This window comes from Myxococcus xanthus, assembly GCF_013116825.1.
Classification (GTDB): Bacteria; Myxococcota; Myxococcia; order Myxococcales; family Myxococcaceae; genus Myxococcus; species Myxococcus xanthus_B.
The window spans coordinates 13,277-33,559 of sequence record NZ_JABFNS010000055.1; the positions used below are offsets into that span (position 1 = coordinate 13,277).

The following is a 20,283-nucleotide window of genomic DNA, read 5'->3' on the forward strand; positions in this document are numbered from 1 at the left end:
GCAGGGCTCGCGCGGGAAAATGTCAGCCCCCGGGAGCACGGCCCATGGAGGGCCTGCGTCTCACCGGGAAAGCCATCGCCAGGAATTGGCGACCTGCCGCCGGGGACGCAGCCGGGCCCGCGTCCCTGACATCCGCCGTCCTGGCCGCCCACGATTCCCCACCTGAATCCGGCTTCAATTCCGCCCTACCCGGGAAGTCATCAGGTCCGGTAGCGAACCCGTGAGGGACGGGGCTTTCGCGTCCATCCGGCTCGCGGTGTACATTCGGCGCCATTCAATGAGTGGGAACACGCTGCCGCTCGCGCCGGAAGCGCGCTCGCTGGGCAAGTACGAGGTGCTCTGCCGCCTGTCGACGGGCGGGATGGCGGAGATTTTCCTCGCATCCCAGCGGGGCCTGGCGGGTTTCCACAAGCTGGTGGTGCTGAAGCAAATCCTCCCCGACATCCGCGGCGAGGAGGAGTTCGTCCGGATGTTCCTGGACGAGGCCAAGGTGACGGCCGCGTTCAACCACCCGCACATCGCCCAGGTGTACGACCTGGACATCGCGGACGGAGAGCTCTTCCTCTCCATGGAGTTCGTCCCGGGCGCCACGCTGGTGGAGGTGGCCCGCGCGTGCCGGCAGGCCAACACGCCCATCCCCATGGGCTACAGCCTGATGGCGGTGCGCGATACCGCCGTGGCGCTGCACTACGCACACACCTTCACGGATCCGCTGGGCCGCCCCTCTCCCGTCATCCACCGGGACGTGGCGGAGAAGAACATCATGGTGACGTACGAGGGCGTCACCAAGCTGCTCGACTTCGGCATCGCCAAGAGCCTGGCCCGCGCCAGCCGCACCGCGGTGGGCATGGTGAAGGGCACCAGCGGGTACATGTCGCCCGAGCAGATCATGGGCGAGCCGCTGGATGCGCGCAGCGACCTGTTCAGCCTCGGCGTGGTGCTGCACGAGTGCCTCACCGGCATGCGGCTGTTCTACGCCAAGCAGGCCGAGGCGATGATGAACGCGGTGCTGCGCTGCGAGGTGACGCCGCCCTCGCGCACCAACAAGCACGTGCCGCCGGAGCTGGACGCCATCGTCATGCGCGCGCTGTCCAAGCGCCGCGAGGACCGGTACGCCTCCACGCTGGAGTTCGCCCGCGCCATCGAGCGCGCCGTGGGACCGCTCATCTGGCATCCCGAGCAGAGCAGCGAGCTGATGCTGCGCCTCTTCTCCGACCGGCGCGAGCAGACGCGGCAGCTCCTGATGAGCGGGCAGAACGACACGGGAGACACCACCGGCGTGGTGAACCTGGCCAAGGTGATGGCCATGGGGGTCGAGCCGTCCGAGCTGCCCACCGGCGGCGTCACCTTGCCGCCGTCGTCTCGGACTTCGGGAGCGCCTCGGAGCGCCGCGCCGCCCCCCTCGCCCCGGCGTCCCACCACGGGCGCTCCCGCCGTGTCCCCGGAAGCCGGCGCCGTTCGCAAGGCCGTGCTTCAGGCGCCTCCGGGCAAGCGGCTGGCCTCGCGCGCGTCTCCCGCTGACGTACACGCTCCGCCGCCGCCCCCCGCCGAGGCGGTGACGCTCCCTCCGTCCGGGGGGCAGCACGCGCGCACCCAGCCAGGGATGCCGGCCCACGCTCCGGAGCACACGGTCCGCACGCAGGTGCCGGGCACCGGCCGGGACGCGGGCGCCTCTGCGTCCGCGCCGGGTGAGGCCTCCGGACGCCAGGGCTCGCGGGCCTCGGCGGCCGATGCCCAGACCCCTGACCGGGAACAGACCCAGGTCCGCGGGGTCCGTTCCCCGGAGCCACCCGCTCCTCCAGCGCCCGGGGAATCTCGCGCCCGACCGATTCGCACGCCGGATACGCTCCCTGCCGCGGATGATGCGCCTCGGGCACGCTCAGCTCGCACGACTGAGCCGGCGCCTGCTGGCGATGACGCGCCTCGGGCACGTGCGTCTCGTACGCCCGAGCCTTCCCTGGCTGGTGATGACGCGCCTCGGACACGTTCATCCCGCGCACATGAGCCGGCGCCCACCTCGGATGACGCTCCACGGGCCCGTTCATCTCGCACGCCGGAGCCATCCCCGTCCGTGGATGAGCCCCCGCGTGCCGAGGTACGGGCCCGCGCGTCCCGCACCCAGGACGGCCTGCGCGCCTCCGTGCCCACGCCGCCCCCCGCCGAGCGCGACCTGCAGACGGCGATGATTCGCATGCCGGTGCCGCCCCCCGAGCGTGGCGGGGACACGGTTCCGGTGACGCCCTCGCCGCGCCGACCCATTCCTCCCCGCCGCCGGCAGGGTGGCGCTTCGACCGAGCCCACCACCCAGCCCGTCCGCTTCCACGACATGCCCATGGAGGAGGACGACGAAGAATCCACGGTGCAAGGCCGAGGGAGCGACACGACAGGCCCCAGGCGCGCACGGGCCCCCCAGTCCCAGCCACAACCCGAACCACCACCTCGGCGAAGCCGGGCCTGGATGGCTGTCACGGCGGCGGTGGGCGTGCTGGCGCTGGGCGTCGCGGTGGTGATGCTGGGGCTGGACGGTGGCGTCGTGTCCTCCCGGCTGAGCCCCCTGCTCGGTCAGGGTGCCCCACCGCCCTCCCAGCCAACCGCCGGGACACGCCCTCCGGTGAACGCGGACAAGAACGTGGCGGCGGCCACAGCGACGCCCGTGGCCCCACCGGTGAATGATGGGCCGAAGGACACGGGTGATTCGGCCCTGGCCATCGCGGATGTGGACCCCGCCACCCTGACGGATCAGCTCCCCGTACCGGCTGAGATTGCCCCGGACTCGGCCCCCGCCACCGAGGACGACACCCCGCTCAAGGAGCCCAGGACCTTCAAGCGCGTCCGCAACGGGGCGCAGCGGAGCAAGGCGGTCGCCACGGCCCCCCGCAAGGCACCGACCACGCCGCCCGCCCCGGAGAGCGCACCGGCGGGCGAGCCCGGCTTCCTCACCCTGGTCACCGAGCCCAAGGCCCAGGTGTTCCTCGGCGGCCAGGACCTGGGCAAGACGCCGCTCTTCAAGGTGAAGCTGCCCGCGGGCCAGCACACCCTGAAGCTGGTGGATGCCACCACCAAGGCGCACCAGGTCCCCGTGGACATCAAGCCCGGGGAGACGACCTCCGTCCGCGGCCCGTTGAGCCTGCTTTCGGACCCCTGAACGGCGGGGCAGGCAATCAATGCCGGGGGCGTGCGTACCTTGAGCACGCCGGGGCCGGTGTCGTGGCCCCCCTTTTCCATTGGAGCGTGCCCATGTCCCCCGCCCGCGTCTCAATCGTCACCGCCTTCCTCCTCTTCGGTGCCTGTGCCCATGCCCAGGATCCTCAAGCCGGTGCGTCCGCTTCCGCACAACAGCGAGGCGACGTCCGAGAGGTGCCCGACTTCGACGAGGTATCGGTGAGCCACGGCATCCGGGCCGAGGTGAAGGTGGGCCCCAAGTCCGTGCGCCTGGAGGGACCTGCCGAACTCGTGTCCCGAATCGAAACGGATGTGCATGACGGGACGCTGCGCACCCGCGTGGACAAGAAGCTCTTCAGCGGATTCAAAGGCAGCAGCGTCCGCCTGTACGTCTCCAGCCCGCGCGTCGAAGGCATCCACGCCAGCGGCGGCAGCCACGTGGACGCGGACGCCACGCGCACGGACGAGTTCGACGTCGAGGCCAGCGGCGGCTCCATCGTCAACGTCCGCGGCGTGGATGCACGCCAGGTGGAAACCGAGGCCAGTGGTGGCTCGAAGGTGACGCTGGCGGGACGGGCAACGGACTTCGACGTCGAGGCCAGCGGCGGCTCCATCGTGCGGGCCCTGGACGTGAAGGGCGTCAAGACGCTGGACGCGGAAGCGAGCGGCGGCTCGCGCGTGGAGGTGGATGCGTCCGACCGCGTCAGCGGCGAGGCCTCCGGGGGCAGCGTCCTCCAGCTCGTGTCCCGCCCGAGCCAGAGCGACGTGCGCGCCAGCGGAGGCTCCAAGGTCGTCTACAAGGACTGACGCGCCCGCCGCCGTGGGAGGCGTACCGCGTCAATGACAGCACACGGGTGGGGTGAACGGGACAGCACCCGGAGTAGCGGGTGGGCCGGCTTGCTCCACGAGGGCCGGGGCGGCTGGAATGCGCGTCCCCACCCCTCGCGGAGATTCCAGCCCGATGACGCCTCCCCTCCCTTCCTCCGATAACGCCCCGGCGCATCGGCGACGCGGCAAGCTCCTGTGGGGAGGCGCGGGCGTCGGCGTGGCGGTGTTGGCCGGAGGGCTCTTCCTGTGGAGCCCACGGCCTCCATCCCCCGCTTCCACCCCGCGGGACATGCACGACGCACATGGCGAGTCCCACGCGGACCCCACACACGAGGCGCCCAAAGCAAAGTCCCAGGCCCCCATGGAGGTGCTGGTCCAGACGGACCGCGCCGCTCGGGCCGCCGCGACGGGACAGCGGGCCCAGGCGCATGAGGCACTGGCGGCCGCGCTGAAGCTGGCGCCCCAACATGCTCCGGCGCTCCTCGTGAAGGCCTGTCTCGCGCTGGAGGAAGGCCAGGACACCGAGGCCAGCGACGCGCTCCGCCGGCTGGAGGCCGCCGCCCCGGGCGCTCCGGAAACAAAGCTGCTGGCGCGGCTGGGCGAGCTGCGGCGCACGCCCGGCATGGACTGGCAGCAGGCGTTCCGCCAGGCCTGGGTGGACCTGGGCCAGCCCGACCTTCAGCAGAGCGAGCTGCTCCCCGGAGCCACACCGCTGCCGCCCGACCCGGCCATCGCCGCCGCGGCGATGGCCGCCTGGGAGCGCGCCGCGTCGGACGACGTGAGGCTGATGCTGGCCCTGGGCAGCCCGCGACTGGACGCGGACAAGGCGCTCTTCCTGCTGCGGCAGGTGCCTCGGCTGGAGGACCCTTCCCTCTTCGTGGCGGTGATGGACGTGCTCCGGGGCGAGGCCTTGCCGCAGTCCTCCCACGACGAAGCGCGCACCGTGTTCCGCCAGAAGCTGGAGGCGCTGGCGGCCGCGAACCCACGCGCCATGCAGCTCCAGTTGCTGCTGCTCCTGGGAGACACGGAGCCGGGCTCGGAGATGAGCGCGGCGGAGATCGACCGCCTGGAGCAGGTGGCCGCCCTGCCCGTGTGGCGCGAGGGCGTCTTCACCCGCACGTACGAGGAAGCCCGGAAGCTGCTGGAGGGCTCGGGGGTGCCGGATGTCAGCGCCACGGCGATGGCGGTGGCGGCCCACAGCGTGACGGACCGGGGCTCATGGGTGCTGCGCACGCGCAACGTGGGCACGCGCGGCTCGCTGTCCCCCGAGGGCCGGAAGCGGCTGGGCCGCATCACCCGCGACATCGGCGCGCGCATGGCCGAACAACCCACCATGGTGGAGCGCATGGTGGGCCTGCAGCTCGTCCGCGGCGGCGCCCAGGAGATGGGCGACGAGGCCGGACGTGAACAGGCGCTGGCGCGAATCAGCGCGCTGGAGGGCGCGGTGGCCCTCTTCCGCAAGGCGTCCATGGACCGCTGGCCCCTGCATGCGCTGACGGAGGAGTTGATACAAGCGAGCACGCGAGACGAGCCCGCCTACCTGCTGTCCTTCACGCGCGTGGAAGCGAATCAGGCGGCGGAGACACAACAACCGTAGCGGCGACTCAAACGAGGTCTCTCGGGCCCCGGGAGACTTCCACCCGGGGCCCGAGCGGGCCCCCCACGATGCCACGAAGCCGCCGCACGCCGGACCTCCAAGGTCGTCCGGGCAACCGCACTCCTTCCACGCGAGCGCCGGGAACAAGGGGGTTGCTTCCCGAGCGGCCTGCGCGTGGGCACCGTGGAATACCGTCCACGAACGCCAACGCTACGGTGGGCGAAGAATATCGGCTGCGCGGGGCCTGTCCACCCGCCGGGTCCTGACTCCCGCAAGCACCGTGACAGGCCGGATGTGGTGAGGACCCATAGCAGTTGCGCATTCACGATGAGTGTGAGCAGGCGCGGTGGAGACTGAATTCCTTTCAGGGCGCGTCATGAAGCAGCGCGATATGTGGGAAACCGCTACGCCGGCTTGAGCTCACCCTGCGCTTCTCCGAGCTCCGGTGGCCTGTCCCCTCGAAGGCGCTCGGCTCCCCCCGAGCTGCTGCGCGCGTCATTTCCTATGAACCCGGAGGATGTGCTCGCCATCGATGGACCCCAGGCGCTGGCCCGGCCGGGGGCCTCCGTGCGCGAAGCGGAGCGACGCCTGCGCGCGCCGGGGCGCACGCACGACGTGCCGTCTTCCGATACGCCCACAAGTTCTCCACAGTGAAGGGCCGCGCCGCTCAGTGAGCCGCGTTCTCATGGTGCCCATGCCCCGGCCCTCCGAAAGTCCCGGGCCAGGGCGCGTTCGCGGGCAGCAACCCCGGCATGGGGAAGCGCATGAAGCGTGGCTGACTGTTGGCGAAGGGCGGATCGCACTCGCCACAGCTGAGGGCCCCATCCATCACGTAGAGGGCGCCAGGCCCCAGCTCCATCAACTGCGGCACCGTGCGCGGCGCGTAGTCGAGCGGACACTGAAAGGCCTCCGCCCCATCCCGCGCGCGCACGCCCACGAGCAACCGCTGGTTGTCGGCCGCCACCGCGTGCGTCAGCACCAACGTCTCGGGCGGAAGCCCCGCGCCCCTGGGCCAGGTGGCCAGCCGGAGCTCCTTGCTCGTCAGGTGCTGGCCTTCCTTCAGCGAGTACAGCCACGCCGGCTCCAGGCCCGGGAGCCGGAAGCCCTTCAGCTGCGTGGCGGCCGGCGTGGAGCTCAAGCTGTCCACACCCGCGTTCACCGTGGTGCCCGACGCGCTGGGCACCACCACGTCCCGGGTGGCCACCGCGCGGCCCAACTGCTGGGCCAGGTGCTTCCCCACTGGTGTCCCGTCCCGGGTGCTCAACGCCTGGAAGCCCCATTCGGGCAGCAGCAGCCCGTTCACCACCGCGAGCTCGCCCGCGCGCAGGGGCTCCGTCTTCCGCCAGCGCGGCACCCCGTCCGAGGAGAAGGCCATCAACAACGAGGGCGTCCCCGACGCCAGCGGCGCCCCCGTGTTCAGCGTGGGCGCGAAGGCGACGTAGAGGTCCCCCACCGCGTCCGAGGCGAGGCCATACGGGTGCGGGTGGTTGCACTCGGCGAGCTGTGGGTCCGTCAGCTCGCGCGCGGACACCATGTGGCCGAAGGCATCCAGCACCACCAGGAAGTACATGCGGCACGACGTGTCGCGCCGCTGGTCGGTGGGGTAGGCCTCGAAGAGGGCCGCCAGCCGGTCCGGCGCCATCACCGCCAGCCGCGCCAGGAAGAGCGTCTGCGTCCTGTCGCGGAAGTCCGGCCGCGCGTCGGCCAGGGTGAAGGTCCACCGCGGTGTCCCCGTGTCGCGCTCCAGCAGCGACACCGTCCCGTCCGTCGGCATGTCCATGCACAGGAGCCGGTCGTTCCACAGCATGCAGCGGCGCGCCGGATTGGAGGCCCGCACCGGAGGACCCTCGCCCGCCGCGTCCAGCACGGGCGTGCCGTAGAAGCCCGACAGCGTCACGTCGCCTTCCGGCCCCACCAGCAGGTCCTGCAGCTGCTCTTCTCCCGCCCGGGCGTCGTGCTCCCAATCCACCTTCAGGGGTTGCGCCGCGGGCCGCGCGCACACGCCGCCGCGGCAGCGCCCCGACGCCTGGCACGGGCTGGCCGCTTCACACAGGAAGCCCTCCGGCAGGTCGCGCTTCACGCAGGCCCCATCCAGGCACACGTCCGCGTCCTCACAGGTGCCTTGGGCCGCGCCGCAGAGGGTGCCGTCCGGCGCGGGGGCCGTGGCGCATCCCATCCGCGGGTCGCACGTCCCCACCTGACACGGCCCGGCCGCGGGACAGGGCGGCGCCGGCACGGACTGGCACCCGTCCAGCACGTGGCACACGTCCGTGGTGCAGGCGTTGCCGTCGTCACAGGCGCGCTCCTCGCCCCGGCAGCGTCCCGCCTGGCAGGTGGCGCCGGTGATGCAGGCATTGCCCGGCTCACACGCGGTGCCGTCCGGCAGCACCGACTCCACGCACCGCTCCGTCACCAGGTCGAAGGTGGCCGCCGCGCACGTCACGGGTGTGAAGCACTCCGGCACCGGCTTCGCCTCGCCCGCCAGCACCAACTGCACCTGGCCGCCGTCCGACGCGGTGCCGGTGAGGATGACCTCGTAGGTTCCTTCAGCTTCGGGCGCGAAGCGCAGACGCACCGGCACCTCGCCCGCCAGCACCCGGACCGGCAGCGCCGCCTCCAACGAGAAGGGCGCCGTCACGTCCGTCCACGTGACGTCCAATGGAGCCCGGCCGCCATTCACCACGCGGACCTCGGCCTCCCGCCGGGTGCCCGGGTAGGCGTGCGGGAAGTCCACGCGCCGCGCCGACAACCGCAACCGCCCCTCCGCCCCCGACAGGGACGGTGTGTCCCGACAAGCCGCCGCTCCCAACCCCAGCATCAGCGCCAAGACGATGCCGCTGTACCGGGACGCCTGCGTTGCGTGCGCCATGGCGTTCCCCCCCGTGCCTCCTGGCTATACCCGCGCCAGAAGGCCCCGCGGACACCCCGTCCCCTCGATGTCCCACCTCCCAACACTTCAGGGTCGGCGGGGAGGGGGGCAGTGTTTTTTACAGGCCGTTCCACTGCTACAGGCTGCAACCACGCGAAATGGTTGGATGCCGGAAGGGTATGGTTCTGGCACCCAGGGTACGCCATGACCTCTGTCGCATCCTCCTCATGCGCCCCTTCGTCATCGCAGGCCTTCACCGTGCTCATCCCACGCGGCCTTCAGGCGGCCGTGGAGGGGCTCGCGGCGGAGACCCGCCAGGAGCTGCTCGCCGAGCTGTTCCGCCTGGCCGCGCTGGCCCGGCAGGAGGAAAGCCAGCTGCCCCCCGAGTTCCCGTACACGCTGCGGCTGGACGTCGCCGGCTGCCAGGTCAGCGTGGAGCTGGACCCGTCCCGCTCGCGCCTCACCCTCGTGGGCCTGCTGCGGCCCCAGCCGCTGGAGTGAGCCCGGCGACCCGCCTGGGCCAGGGGTGAGATGTCACGCCGTGCTGGATACGCAGAATCCTGGGACCTCACGTACCTGGTGGAGCAGCTCCGGGAGCTGATCGGGCACGACCTGCGCCTGGGCGAGGCCCTCAGCGATGAGCTGGAGGACGTCCTGGGCAGCCTGGTGCAGCGCAATCAGCGCCTGAGGGTCCTGCAGCGCATGGTGACCGCAGAACGCGCCCCAGAGGACCTGGCGGCCCTTCGCGGGGCATTGGAGGAGATGGACCGGGAGCTGATGACCCGGCTGCCTGCGTTGCTCGAACAGCTGCGCCTGGCGCTGCCTTGAGGTGGAGGCACCTGCCCTGGGTTTCCACAGGCACTTCGTCCCCAGGGCGGACTGCTTCTTCTAAAGGTTCATAAGAGGTATTGATCTATTGGTAGTGGCAGTAGGCAGCTCGGACTTGGGGACAAGTCAGCAAGCTCCCGGGAACACTCACGAATTCGGGATGTGCTACATGTGGGTAAGGTGACGGTTATCCCCGGGAACCCACAGGTGTTGATCCACACCGGGGTTTCTCCACAGCCCCTCCCCCACTGTCCACAGGCCATCCACAGCTTCCCGGTGGATGCGGGAGGCACCCCTGGTGGAGGCCCGTTCTCACCACACGTCCGCCCCGTACATGCCTGTTATCGTCTGGCGCGGGATGTGCCCCGACAGCGGGGTGCCGGCGGAGGGTTTCCCCATCGACTTCTATCGGGGCGAGCGCATCGGGAAGTACGAGGTCGTCACGCAGCTCTCCGTGGGCGGAATGGCGGAGCTGTTCCTGGGCTTCACTTCGGGTCCAGGTGGCTTCCGCAAGTACGTGGTCATCAAGCGGGTGCTGCCGGACGCGCGGGACAATGCGCAGTTCGAACGCATGTTCCTGGACGAGGCGCGCATCACCGCGGCCTTCAACCACCCGAACATCGCGCAGGTGTTCGACCTGGGGCGCGAGGATGACGGGCTCTACCTGGCGATGGAGTTCATCGCCGGGCAGAACCTGAACCAGATTACCGGCGCGTGCCTGCGCCGCCAGGAGCAGCTCCCGCTGGGCTTCACGCTGTCGGTGGCGCGCGACGTCTGCATGGCGCTGCACTACGCGCACACCTATACGGCGCCCTCCGGCGCGCCCAGCCCCGTCATCCACCGCGACGTCGCCCAGAAGAACATCATGGTGACGTACGACGGCGTGGTGAAGCTGCTCGACTTCGGCATCGCCAAGGCGAAGGACAGCCTGGAGCGCACCAACGTCGGCACGGTGAAGGGCACCACCGGGTACATGTCCCCGGAGCAGGTGCGCGGCGATACACTGGACGGCCGCAGTGACTTGTTCTCCGTCGGGGTGATGATGCACGAGCTCATCACCGGCGCGCGCCTGTTCGCGGGCAAGAACGAGCGCGATGAGATGATGAAGATCCTGGAGGCGCCCGTCCCCTGGCCCTCGCACGTCTCGCCGCACGTGCCCGAAGAGGTGTCCAAGGTGGTGATGCGGGCGCTGGAGCGCAGCCGCGAGAAGCGCTTCGCCACCGGCCGGGACATGGCCCGGGCGATTGAAGCGGCGGCGGGCAAGTTGCTGCTGGACGCGCATGACCGGGCCGCGCTGATGCAGGATTGGTTCGCCGAGCGCATGTCCGCCACGCGCGTCATGCTGGAGTCCGCGGACGGCACCACCAACGGCGTCATGCTGGACTCCGCGAAGCGGGCGCTGCGCAGTGATGACGGGCCCTACCTCCCCGAGCGCAACGACATCCCGACGCCGTCGAACGGCGTGGCTGGCATGCCGCGCAAGCCCTCGCGCAAGGTGCCCGCGGCGGCGCCCCGGAAGGCTTCGGCGGCCGTGGAGGACACGCCGCAGCCGCCGGAGAGCAAGGCCTCCAATGTGCTGTGGGGGCTGGTGCTGATGGGCATCCTGGTGGGCGGTGGCTATGCCGCCTGGCACCTGTCGAAGGTGCTGAACGAGACGGTGGAGGAAGAGGACGCGAGCGTGCTGCGCACCCTCCCCCACCACGACCCGAACCTGCCCGTCTACCTGGGACCGGGCTCGGGCCCGTCCACGGATGCCGGCACCGCGGAGGCCCCAGCGAAGGCGTTGGGCGCCGCGGTGGGCGGCGAGGACGCGGAGGGCTCCCGTTCCAAGGAGGCGGCGAGCGCTCGCCCGGCGAAGGGCCGGGGCAAGCTGACCTTGCTGGTGCTGCCGGAGGCGGAGGTCTTCCGAGGCAAGAAGCGGGTGGGCCGCACGCCGATGTTCAACGTGGCGATGCCCGCGGGGGAGCACGACCTGACCATCGTGGGCCCGGACGGCAAGAAGCGCATGCTGTCGGTGCCGATCAGCGCCGGGGAGACGACCCAGTTCCGGCTGAAGCTGGCGGAAATCCCCGAGCGCTGAAACACAGAACCGGGATTGAGGGGCACGTTCCGGGGCACTTGGTTATCTTCGCGCCCCTCTCCCTCTGATTCCGGACTGTATGGCCCCTCTGACCATTGGCTTCCTGATGGACCCGCTCGAGACGGTGCGGGTGGACCACGACTCCACGTTTGCGCTGATGCTCGAAGCGCAGAAGCGCGGCCACCAGGTGCGCTACTTCGAACAGGGCTGGTTGCGCTTCAACGGCGAGTGCGCCGAGGCGCGCATGCGCCACGTCATCGTGCGCCGCGAGCCGGGACGGCACTTCGACATCCTCGACGAGGCCCCTCGCCCGGTGTCCTCGCTGGACGTGCTCTTCATGCGCAAGGACCCGCCGGTGGACGCGGAGTTCCTGCACGCCACCCAGCTGGTGGAGCTGTGCGGTACGGGCCGGCCGCCTGTCTACATCAATGAGCCTTCGGGCATCCGCGACGCGAACGAGAAGCTCTACTCCTTGCGCTACCCGGACCTGATGCCGGACACGCGCGTCACCAGCGAGCTGCCGGTGCTGCTGGACTTCATCGCGCGCAACGCGGCGGGCACCATCCTCAAGCCGGTGGACGGCTTCGCGGGCAAGGGCATCCTCTTCCTGTCCGCCACGGACCGGAACGCGCGCTCCGCGGTGGACATGCTCACCCGGGGCGGCCGCGAGGCCGTCATGGCGCAGGCGTACATCCCGGAGAGCCGCCAGGGCGACAAGCGCATCCTCCTGGTGGACGGCGAGCCGGTGGGCGGCGTGCTGCGCGTCCCGTCCGACGACGACCACCGCGGCAACATGGCCGCCGGCGGCGTGCCCCGGAAGGCCGTGCTCACCCCGCGGGATTTGGAGATTTGCGAGCGCCTGAAGCCGGAGCTGGTGAAGCGCGGGCTGCGGCTGGTGGGCATCGACGTGCTGGGCACCTACCTCACCGAGGTCAACGTGACGAGCCCCACCGGCCTGGTGGAGGCGAACCTCCTGGACGACGTGTGCGTGGAGGCCAAGGTGCTGGACGTGGCGGAGCGGCTCGTCGCCGAGCGCGCCGCGCGCTGAGCCCCGCCGGAGGACGCCGGGCGGCCCGGCGCCCGGTGTCCTCCCTGAGCTGAGGGCTGACTCATGTTTCAGCGCACCACACGACGCGGTGCGTGATTTGAATCCTGGTTCATGTTTCAGCGCGATGCGACGCGACGCGCCTTGAATCAGTGACTCCCGGAAGAGTCAGGTTTCGTCCCACGGCCGCCCTTTTCCCTCGTGGCCGACAGGGAGACACCATGCTCAAGCAGCGTCGCAGCCGTTCCTGGCCGTGGTCGTGGTCCGCCAGGGTGCCTCTTGCCGCGTGGCTGTTCGCGGGCCTCGCGGGCTGTGGTGCTCTCGTCGGGGACGTGCCGGAGGCCGAGGTGACGGAGCAGCAGCAGCCCCTGCTGACGCAGGTGACGAGCTTCGGTAGCAACCCCGGCAACCTGCAGATGTTCCGCCACGTGCCGTCCGGCATGCCGGCCAACGCGCCGCTGGTGGTGGTGATGCACGGGTGTACGCAGCGGGCCGCGGGGATGGAGGGCGCCGGCTGGTCCGCGGCGGCGGACGTCTACAAGTTCTACGTCGTCTATCCGCAGCAGCAGGGCGGCAACAACATGAGCAGTTGCTTCAACTGGTTCGAGCCCGGTGACTTCTCAAGAGATCGGGGCGAGGCGCTGTCCATCAAGCAGATGGTGGACACGATGAAGGCCACGTACTCCATCGACCCGTCGCGGGTGTTCGTGGCGGGGTTCTCGGCGGGGGGCTACATGACGCCCGCGCTGCTGGCCGCCTATCCGGATGTCTTCTCCGCCGGGGCCATCCACTCCGGTGGCCCGTACCGGTGCGCGGAGTCGATGAACGCGGGCTTCAACTGCATGAGCCCGGGTGTGAATCGCACGCCCGCCGCGTGGGGAGACATGGTCCGCGGCGCGTACCCGGGCTACGCGGGTCCGCGTCCGCGCGTCACCATCTGGCACGGCACCAGCGACTACACGGTGAACGTGATGAACCTCACCGAGGCGATGGAGCAGTGGACGAACGTGCACGGCATCGACCAGACGCCGGACACGGTGGAGACGGTGTCCGGCTTCCCGCACAAGGTGTACCGGGACGGCGCGGGCAACGCGCTGGTGGAGACGTGGGAGCTCACCGGCATGGGTCACGCGGTGGCCATGGACGCGCAGTTCCCGTTTCCAGGCGGAACGGGCAGCGCGGCCTGTGGCTCGGTGGGGGCGTACCTGAGCGATGTGAACCTCTGCTCCGTCTACCACCAGGTGAAGTTCTTCGGGATGACGGGAGGCGGAGGCGAGCCGACGGGGGATACCACGCCGCCCACGGTCAACGTGACGGCGCCGGCGAACGGGGCCACGGTGAGTGGCACGTTGAATGTCACCGCGGATGCGGCGGACGTGGTGGGCGTCACCCGGGTGGAGTTCCTGGTGAATGGCGAGGTGGTGTCCACGGACACACAGGCGCCGTATGCCTTCGCTTGGGACAGCACGGCCGCGTCCAATGGGGGCCACACGTTGGGGGCCCGTGCGTTCGACGCCGCGGGCAACCAGGCCACGGACGACGACACGGTGGTGACGGTGAGCAACTCGGGCGCCCCGGCGCCGGTGACGGTGCAGTTCGCCAGCATCGCGGCGGAGGACGGCTACCTGAAGGCGGACGCGGATGGCAGCGGGGCGGCGCTGGGATTCATGACGAACCTGGCGCTCGGCCGGGGGACGGATGGGAAGTACAACCGGTCGTTCCTCTCCTTCGACACGTCGAGCCTTCCGGACGGGGCCACCGTCACGCGGGCGTTCCTGACGGTGAGCTACTCGTCGGGCTCGGGAGACCCGTGGTCGACGCCCGCGAGGAACACGCTGGTCATCGACGCGAAGACGGGGACGTTCAACGCGGCGAACACGGAGGTGACGGACTGGGCGGCGGCGGCCACGGCGAGCAGCGTCGCGGGCATCGACCGGTTCAGCGCGGGAGCGAAGAGCTCCGGGGAATTCAGCCCGGAGGGACGCTCCGCCATCAGCAAGACAGGGAAGACGCAGCTGCGGCTGCGCTTCACCGAGGCGCAGACGGCCACGCAGTACCTGTTCATCCGGGATGGGGCGAACGCGGTGCTGACGGTCGTCTATGCGCCGTAGGAAGACGGAGCGGACGCCGGCTCAGACCGGCGTCCGCTGCATCAGCGCGGCAAGTGAGTCCCTGCATCGTGCGCAGTGGCCGCGGAACGTGTCGCTGAGTTCGGAGGTCTGCTCCAGCCGGTTCCAGTAGGCCAGTGCGTGTTGTGCGGCATCGGCCCAGACATCGAGCGTCTCCGCGGTGGGCGGCCGGGGCTCGAAGGAGCGCTCGACGATGCTCGTGCCCACGGGGGCGAACATCATCGGGAGCATGTCGTAGGCAGGGGCGAGCCGGAACCGCCTGGGGCCGTCCTCGAAGAAGGAGAGGTTGCCGAAGTGCCGGTCGGTGTTGCCGGTGAGCTGCCCGAAGGTGTCGAGCCAGCGAATGCGCCTGGCGTCCTCGTCGCTGATGTACTGGCTCTGCAGGAGGTAGCGGGCCGCGCTGGTCCAGGTGCTCCCCTTGCCTTCATGGCCGAGGTACTCGTTGTCGATGGCCTTGAGTGAGAGCAGTGCCTTGCGGCCTCTTTCCCCGACCCGGTCGAAGCGCTCGACCTCGAGGAACTGGTAGCCTTCGACGCGGATGGAACGCGTAGCCGCGGCCGGAATCCCAGCGGCGTGGACGGCCTCGAGTGCCAGTCCTTCGCAGACGAGCAGCTCTCTCCAACGCTGAGCGGCGGCACCGTCATCGTTGGCCGCGAACTTCACCAGGACGTGGCGTCCCTCTGTGTACGCCGTGAACTTGGGTTGTTCGCCACCGGCGGAGGAGCCTGCCTCGCTCGACATCGATGAGCGGGCGAGCTCCGGGTACTGGGCCTCGGTGACGGGCCGAAGCGGGCTTGCGAGAAACCGGTCCAGGGAGGCCGCGCCGATGATGTGGTTTCCGACGCAGTCATCGCCTCGCAACGCCAGCGCGATGAGCTGGTGGTCCTCCGTCCAGTCCGTGATGCGAGGGGGGAGTCCCAACTCGGGGTGACGGCTCGTGAAGCCTCGGCCCAGGTAGCCCTGAGGGCTCATGTCGGCGGCGAAAGGCGGCAGCCCGGCGAACCGTTCACCTACCCCGTCCTCTCGCGCAATCCAGCAGCCCCCGTTCCACAGCGGGTGCAGGACGCCTGCCTCGTGGGGACGGCCGGTCTCGTCCACGCGGTACATCCGTACCTGTTCGCCCAAGGGGACAATCGAGCGGGTCCGCGCGTAGCGCGTGGCGGGCCCCTGTCCCATCCGGCAGACGCTCGGGCCCGCGGAGGCCAACAGCCGCGACACTGTCGGGCGCGACACGCGGAGCTGAGCGGCCAGCTCGCTCCCCTTCACCTCGACCTGGCGTCCAAGAGCCGCGAGCAGTTGTTCCAGGGTGGCCATGAACAGATTCCTGAAAAGATCCGTGAAGAGATATCGCTGACCGATATCTCCGCGCAACTTACTGAAATAACATGTGAATTTTCTGATGAACCTATGGTGGGTGAGCCGATTTTTCAGCGGTAATGCTGGGACACAGTGCGGGAATCTTGGGTCCAAAGCGGACGTTGGGTAGGAAGCCCTACAGCCCATGCCTGAACCCACCCTGCCCGAGCCCGGCCCGGACGAAACGCTCGACTCCATTGGCACGGCGGGGGTGCGGGTGCTCCAGCGACGGACGGGCTACCGCTTCACGCTGGACGCGGTGCTGCTGGCCCACTTCGCGGCCACCGAACGTGTCGGCGAGTCTGGGCGGATGTTGGAGCTGGGCGCGGGCAGCGGCGTGGTGTCCTTCCTGCTGGTGAAGCAGTTCGGCCTGGGGCCCGTGGATGCCCTGGAGCTCCAGCCCGCGGTGCATGCCCGGCTGACGCGCGCCGTGGCGCTCAACGCGTGCGAGGCCCACGTCACTCCACTGCTCGGGAACCTGCGACGGATCCGCGAACTCGTCCCCGGTGGCCAGTACGCCCACGTCGTGTCCAACCCGCCCTTCCGCCTGGCCGACGCGGGGGTCCGCAGCCCGGATGATGAACGGGCCGTGTCCAAGTCAGAGGTGGCGTGTGACGCGCCATCCGTCGTCGCCGCGGCACGGTACGCGTTGATGCCCGGCGGCGGCGTGAGCCTGGTGTACCCGGCCGCACGCGTGGCCGAGGTGTTGGGCCTGCTGACCCAGGCGAAGCTCCACCCCACCGTGCTGCGCTTCGTCCACGCGCGCGTGGGAGCCCCGGCCACGCGCTTCCTGGTGCATGCCCTGCGAGACAGGGACCGGGGCCTCGCCGTGCGCCCGCCCCTCATCGTTCATGGCGAAGGGCCTGGTGGCTACGCCTCGGAGGTGGCGGCGTTGATGGATCCGCCCCTCTCCGAGAAGCCCTGAGCAGCCCCTTACGGCGTGCCCGTGAGCGGCTTCGTGTTCGTCACCTGGATGCCGTGCTCCTGGGACGCGGTGACGAACAGCTCGTGGCCCGGGGGCACCGCCAGCGTCGAGCGCCGCAGCTTCCCGCCCACCGTGAAGTCCACCTCCAGCGCATGTTCCCCGGGCGGCACGTCGCGGAGGCTCAGGTTCGTCGCGTTGCTCGTGCCCCGGCGCTGTCCGTCCATCATCACGGTGCACGGCTTCGTGCAGCGCACGTGGACCCGGGAGGTCGTCGCCGCGCGCGTCTCGGGCTGCTTCGCCGCCGCCAGGTCCTTCTGCTCCGTGAGCGTCACGCGGCCCTTGGAGTCCCCCTGGATGGTGACTTCGGAGCCACCCGGCACCTCCACGTAGCCCACGAACTGCCGCCGGTTGAGGACGCCACCGCTGCCTTCCACGCGCCGCTGGCCGGGCGCCACGTCGCGGAACTCCCAGGTCCGGTTGTCCCGGCGGAGACCTCGCTTCCCATCGAGCAGCACCGTGCAGTCGTCCTGGCACTTCACGGTGGCCACGCTCGGCGCCTTCGACGTGGAGGCGGGCGTGGGAGGGTTCGGCTCGGCCCAGTCCGGTGTGCCGGGCATGGTGGAGCTGCCGGGCTCGATGATGATGCGCTTGTTGCTGGCCAGGAAGACGTCCGCCGTCGCCACGTCCGGGATGACCACGAAGCTGCCGGCGAGCGGACGGCTCAGCACGCCCGTGGCGTCGATGCGCAGGGAGCCCGGCGTGATGCCCTTGAACTCCCAGGTGGTGTCATTCACCCGGAACCCGTTCTTTCCATCCAGCACCACCGTGCACTTCTCCGTGCAGCGGATCCGGACGGCGACGCCGTCGACCGCGAGCGCTGGAGCAGACACCAACAACGACAGGGACAGGAGCGGCCAGCGGAGGGACATGACGGGGTGACTGCCTCGTACCAAGGGGTATTCACGCGGGGCCCCCAGGGATGCGGATCCACTCCCGCCTCATGAGGCATGCCCCTTGGGGCCGGCAGTATGCCTACCGGGCAAGGGAGGCGGAATCGCCGCGGCGTGCCATGCGCCCAGGCCGGGCCCAACCTACCCAGGTTTCCGGCAACGGCCCCGGCCCATTCAAGGAGTGGCAGGTATGAACGTGGCGACCCTGACCGAGCAACCGAGCATCCTGAAGGCAGCGGCCCTGTTACCCCCGCGCCTGTCGCTTGGAACGACGATGGTGGTGCATGGCGTGTCCAAGCTCCGCGCCGAGGGCACCGCGCAACACGTGGGCTTCTTCGAGCAGTTGGGCTTCAAGCCAGGCAAGCCCTGGGTCATCGCCACGGGGGTGGTGGAGCTGCTCTCGGGCGTGAGCTCCATCCTGGGCGTCGCCACGCGCCCCGCCGCGCTGGCCGTCCTCGTCACGCAGGCCATCGCCGTGGCCAAGGTCCATGGCTCCAAGGGCTTCGACAACACGAAGGGCGGCTTCGAGTTCAACCTGGCGCTGGGGGCCATCGCGCTCGGCCTGCTGCTGCGAGGTCCGGGACCGCTCTCCGTCCACAGCGCCATCGAGCGCCGGGTGAAGCGCAAGGAGCTGCGGCGGCTGCGGTTCCTGCCGCGCCAGCGTCGTCGTTCGGTGCTGCTCGACGTGCTGGGTTGAACCCGGGCCGCGCCGCGACACACATCCCATCACCCTGACCGATGAGGTGTGTGTCGCCTGTCTGGCTGCTGGCCAGGGCGAGGTCATCTCCCCTGTCACAGAATCCCGGTAGGGCCTCTAGAATGGCGGGACATGCCCTCGTCCGTCTTCCTCATGATGGCGCTCGCCACCACGCCGGGTGCTGCTTCGGCGCGTGAGTCCGCCCCCGCCCAGCACGTCTCTTCCTCGCAAGGCCCCAGCGCCGATTCGAGCTCGACCCAGGGCCCAGCTTCCCAGGGCACCGCGCCCGCGCCAGAGACTGTCATCACGGACCTCAACGCCTACCCTCGTGCCGGTGACTCCGGCGCGGTGCTGGACCTGGGCCGCGCCGCCGCGGAGGCCGGCGCCGCCGCCCTGCGCGCCGCGGCCCTGGCCATGGGCAAGAGCGCCACCCCGCGTGGCCCGCTGGCGGACCCGGACACGAGCTACGCCCGAGGCATGGAGGCCCTCCAGGCGAAGGACGCACCCACGGCCATCACCCAACTGTCCGCCTGCGTGGAGGCCGCGCCCTCACGCGTGGATTGCCGCTGGGAGCTGGGTTGGGCGCACTCGCTGGAGAACCAGTGGGCGGAGGCCTACACGCAGTGGTCCGAGGTACAGAAGCTCCAGCCGGACCACCCGGACCTCGAGGGCGCGCTGACCCAGGCCCGTGGGCAGGCCATGCTCCAGGCGAAGCTGTCGCAGGGGCCGCAGCTCATCCACCGCCCTCCCCCGCCGGCCAACGCGAAGGTGCGCATCCGCGCGGTGGGTGACGTCATGCTGGGCACCACCGTGCCCGAAGGCCACCTGCCTCCCGATGGCGCCGGCAGCGTGATTGCCGGCGTGCGCCCGTTGCTGGAGGACGCGGACCTCACCTTCATCAACCTGGAGGGGCCGCTGTGCGACACGGGCGAGACGAAGAAGTGCCGCTCGTCGAAGAACTGCTACGCGTTCCGCTCGCCCACCGAGTACGGCCAGTACCTGAAGGAGGCCGGGGTGGACCTGGCGTCCACGGCCAACAACCACTCGGGTGACTTCGGCGAGGAGTGCCGCCGCGCGACGGAGTCCACGCTCGACGCGCTGGGCATCGCGTGGAGCGGCGCGCCGGGCACGGTGGCCACGGTGGAGCGCAACGGCCTGCTCATCGGCATGGTGGCGTTCCACACGTCGCCGTCGTGCAACCACCTCAACAACCTGACCACGGCGACGGGGCTGGTGCGCGTGGCCGCGGCCGAGCACGACATCGTCATCGTGTCGTTCCACGGCGGCGCGGAGGGCAGCAAGGCGCTGCACGTGCCCAAGGGCCGGGAGAAGTTCCACGGCGAGGACCGGGGTGATTTGCGGGCCTTCTCGCGCGCGGTGGTGGACGCGGGCGCGCACCTGGTCATCGGCCATGGCCCGCACGTGGTGCGCGGCATGGAGTTCTACAAGGGCCGGCTCATCGCCTACTCGCTGGGCAACTTCGCCACCTATGGCCGGTTCAACCTGCGCGGTCCGCAGGGCCTGGGCATGGTGCTGGAGGTCGAGCTGAACCGCGACGGCGACTTCACGGCGGGCCGCATCCTCCCCACGAAGCAGGTGGACAGGGGCATCGCCGTGCCGGACCCGAAGGGCGCCGTCATCAAGGCGGTCCGCGACCTCACCGCGGATGACTTCCCGGAGACGGGCGCGCGCATCTCCGACGACGGCACCGTGAAGGTCCGCGGCAAGGGCCCCGTCTCCATGCGCTGACACGTCGTCTCGTGCGCACGGCGGCGTGTGGGCACTTCGCGGACCTCGAGCCCGGGCTGAAGCGCGGC

Annotated in this window: 14 protein-coding genes; 11 read left to right on the top strand and 3 right to left on the bottom strand. The window is 70.3% G+C overall.

Annotated elements, in window-relative coordinates:
* The first annotated feature begins 277 nt into the window (after positions 1-277).
* The 3 genes from HNV26_RS17845 to HNV26_RS17855 all read left to right on the top strand — a co-directional run bounded on the left by HNV26_RS17845 (position 278) and on the right by HNV26_RS17855 (position 5,587).
* Positions 278-3,145, top strand: coding sequence for a serine/threonine-protein kinase (locus HNV26_RS17845; RefSeq protein WP_216612459.1), 2,868 nt, complete (start codon positions 278-280; stop codon positions 3,143-3,145).
* Between the two features lie 92 nt (positions 3,146-3,237).
* On the top strand, positions 3,238-3,969 hold the full coding sequence (locus HNV26_RS17850; protein ID WP_171442643.1) for a head GIN domain-containing protein: 732 nt from the start codon (positions 3,238-3,240) through the stop codon (positions 3,967-3,969).
* A 310-nt stretch (positions 3,970-4,279) separates the two neighbouring features.
* A complete protein-coding gene (locus HNV26_RS17855) occupies positions 4,280-5,587 on the top strand; it encodes a hypothetical protein (protein WP_253816726.1) in 1,308 nt (435 codons plus the stop codon).
* A 667-nt stretch (positions 5,588-6,254) separates the two neighbouring features.
* On the opposite strand, the gene HNV26_RS17860 is transcribed toward HNV26_RS17855, so the two are convergent.
* Complete coding sequence (locus HNV26_RS17860; RefSeq protein WP_171442645.1) at positions 6,255-8,456, bottom strand: EB domain-containing protein; 2,202 nt, start codon at positions 8,454-8,456, stop codon at positions 6,255-6,257.
* A gap of 204 nt (positions 8,457-8,660) precedes the next feature.
* Here HNV26_RS17860 and HNV26_RS17865 point away from each other — a divergent pair, with 204 nt between their 5' ends.
* The 5 genes from HNV26_RS17865 (at position 8,661) to HNV26_RS17885 (ending at position 14,520) form a co-directional block, all read left to right on the top strand.
* Complete coding sequence (locus tag HNV26_RS17865) at positions 8,661-8,957, top strand: hypothetical protein (protein WP_090491134.1); 297 nt, start codon at positions 8,661-8,663, stop codon at positions 8,955-8,957.
* A gap of 30 nt (positions 8,958-8,987) precedes the next feature.
* On the top strand, positions 8,988-9,284 hold the full coding sequence (locus tag HNV26_RS17870) for a hypothetical protein (RefSeq protein ID WP_140786513.1): 297 nt from the start codon (positions 8,988-8,990) through the stop codon (positions 9,282-9,284).
* A 334-nt stretch (positions 9,285-9,618) separates the two neighbouring features.
* A complete protein-coding gene (locus HNV26_RS17875) occupies positions 9,619-11,364 on the top strand; it encodes a serine/threonine protein kinase (protein WP_436410048.1) in 1,746 nt (581 codons plus the stop codon).
* 79 nt (positions 11,365-11,443) lie between these two features.
* Positions 11,444-12,412 carry a glutathione synthase gene (gene gshB, locus HNV26_RS17880; RefSeq protein WP_171442646.1) on the top strand — a complete coding sequence of 323 codons (969 nt, stop codon included), beginning with the start codon at positions 11,444-11,446 and terminating at the stop codon, positions 12,410-12,412.
* A 218-nt stretch (positions 12,413-12,630) separates the two neighbouring features.
* Positions 12,631-14,520 carry an extracellular catalytic domain type 1 short-chain-length polyhydroxyalkanoate depolymerase gene (locus HNV26_RS17885; protein ID WP_171442647.1) on the top strand — a complete coding sequence of 630 codons (1,890 nt, stop codon included), beginning with the start codon at positions 12,631-12,633 and terminating at the stop codon, positions 14,518-14,520.
* Between the two features lie 21 nt (positions 14,521-14,541).
* Here the strand turns inward: HNV26_RS17885 and yjjJ are convergent, their stop codons facing one another.
* The gene (gene yjjJ / locus HNV26_RS17890; RefSeq protein ID WP_171442648.1) at positions 14,542-15,852 is read right to left on the bottom strand and encodes a type II toxin-antitoxin system HipA family toxin YjjJ; all 1,311 of its coding nucleotides are present in this window, start codon (positions 15,850-15,852) and stop codon (positions 14,542-14,544) included.
* Between the two features lie 187 nt (positions 15,853-16,039).
* On the opposite strand from yjjJ, the gene HNV26_RS17895 reads away from it, so the two are divergent.
* Entirely contained in the window at positions 16,040-16,819 is a 780-nt protein-coding gene (locus HNV26_RS17895; RefSeq protein WP_171442649.1) for a tRNA1(Val) (adenine(37)-N6)-methyltransferase, read from the top strand.
* An 8-nt stretch (positions 16,820-16,827) separates the two neighbouring features.
* On the opposite strand, the gene HNV26_RS17900 is transcribed toward HNV26_RS17895, so the two are convergent.
* Positions 16,828-17,748, bottom strand: a complete 921-nt coding sequence (locus HNV26_RS17900; protein WP_171442650.1) for a hypothetical protein — start codon at positions 17,746-17,748, stop codon at positions 16,828-16,830.
* A 211-nt stretch (positions 17,749-17,959) separates the two neighbouring features.
* Here HNV26_RS17900 and HNV26_RS17905 point away from each other — a divergent pair, with 211 nt between their 5' ends.
* Positions 17,960-18,466, top strand: a complete 507-nt coding sequence (locus tag HNV26_RS17905) for a DoxX family protein (RefSeq protein ID WP_171442651.1) — start codon at positions 17,960-17,962, stop codon at positions 18,464-18,466.
* Positions 18,467-18,598: 132 nt separating this feature from the next.
* Complete coding sequence (locus HNV26_RS17910) at positions 18,599-20,215, top strand: CapA family protein (RefSeq protein WP_171442652.1); 1,617 nt, start codon at positions 18,599-18,601, stop codon at positions 20,213-20,215.
* Positions 20,216-20,283: the final 68 nt, after the last annotated feature.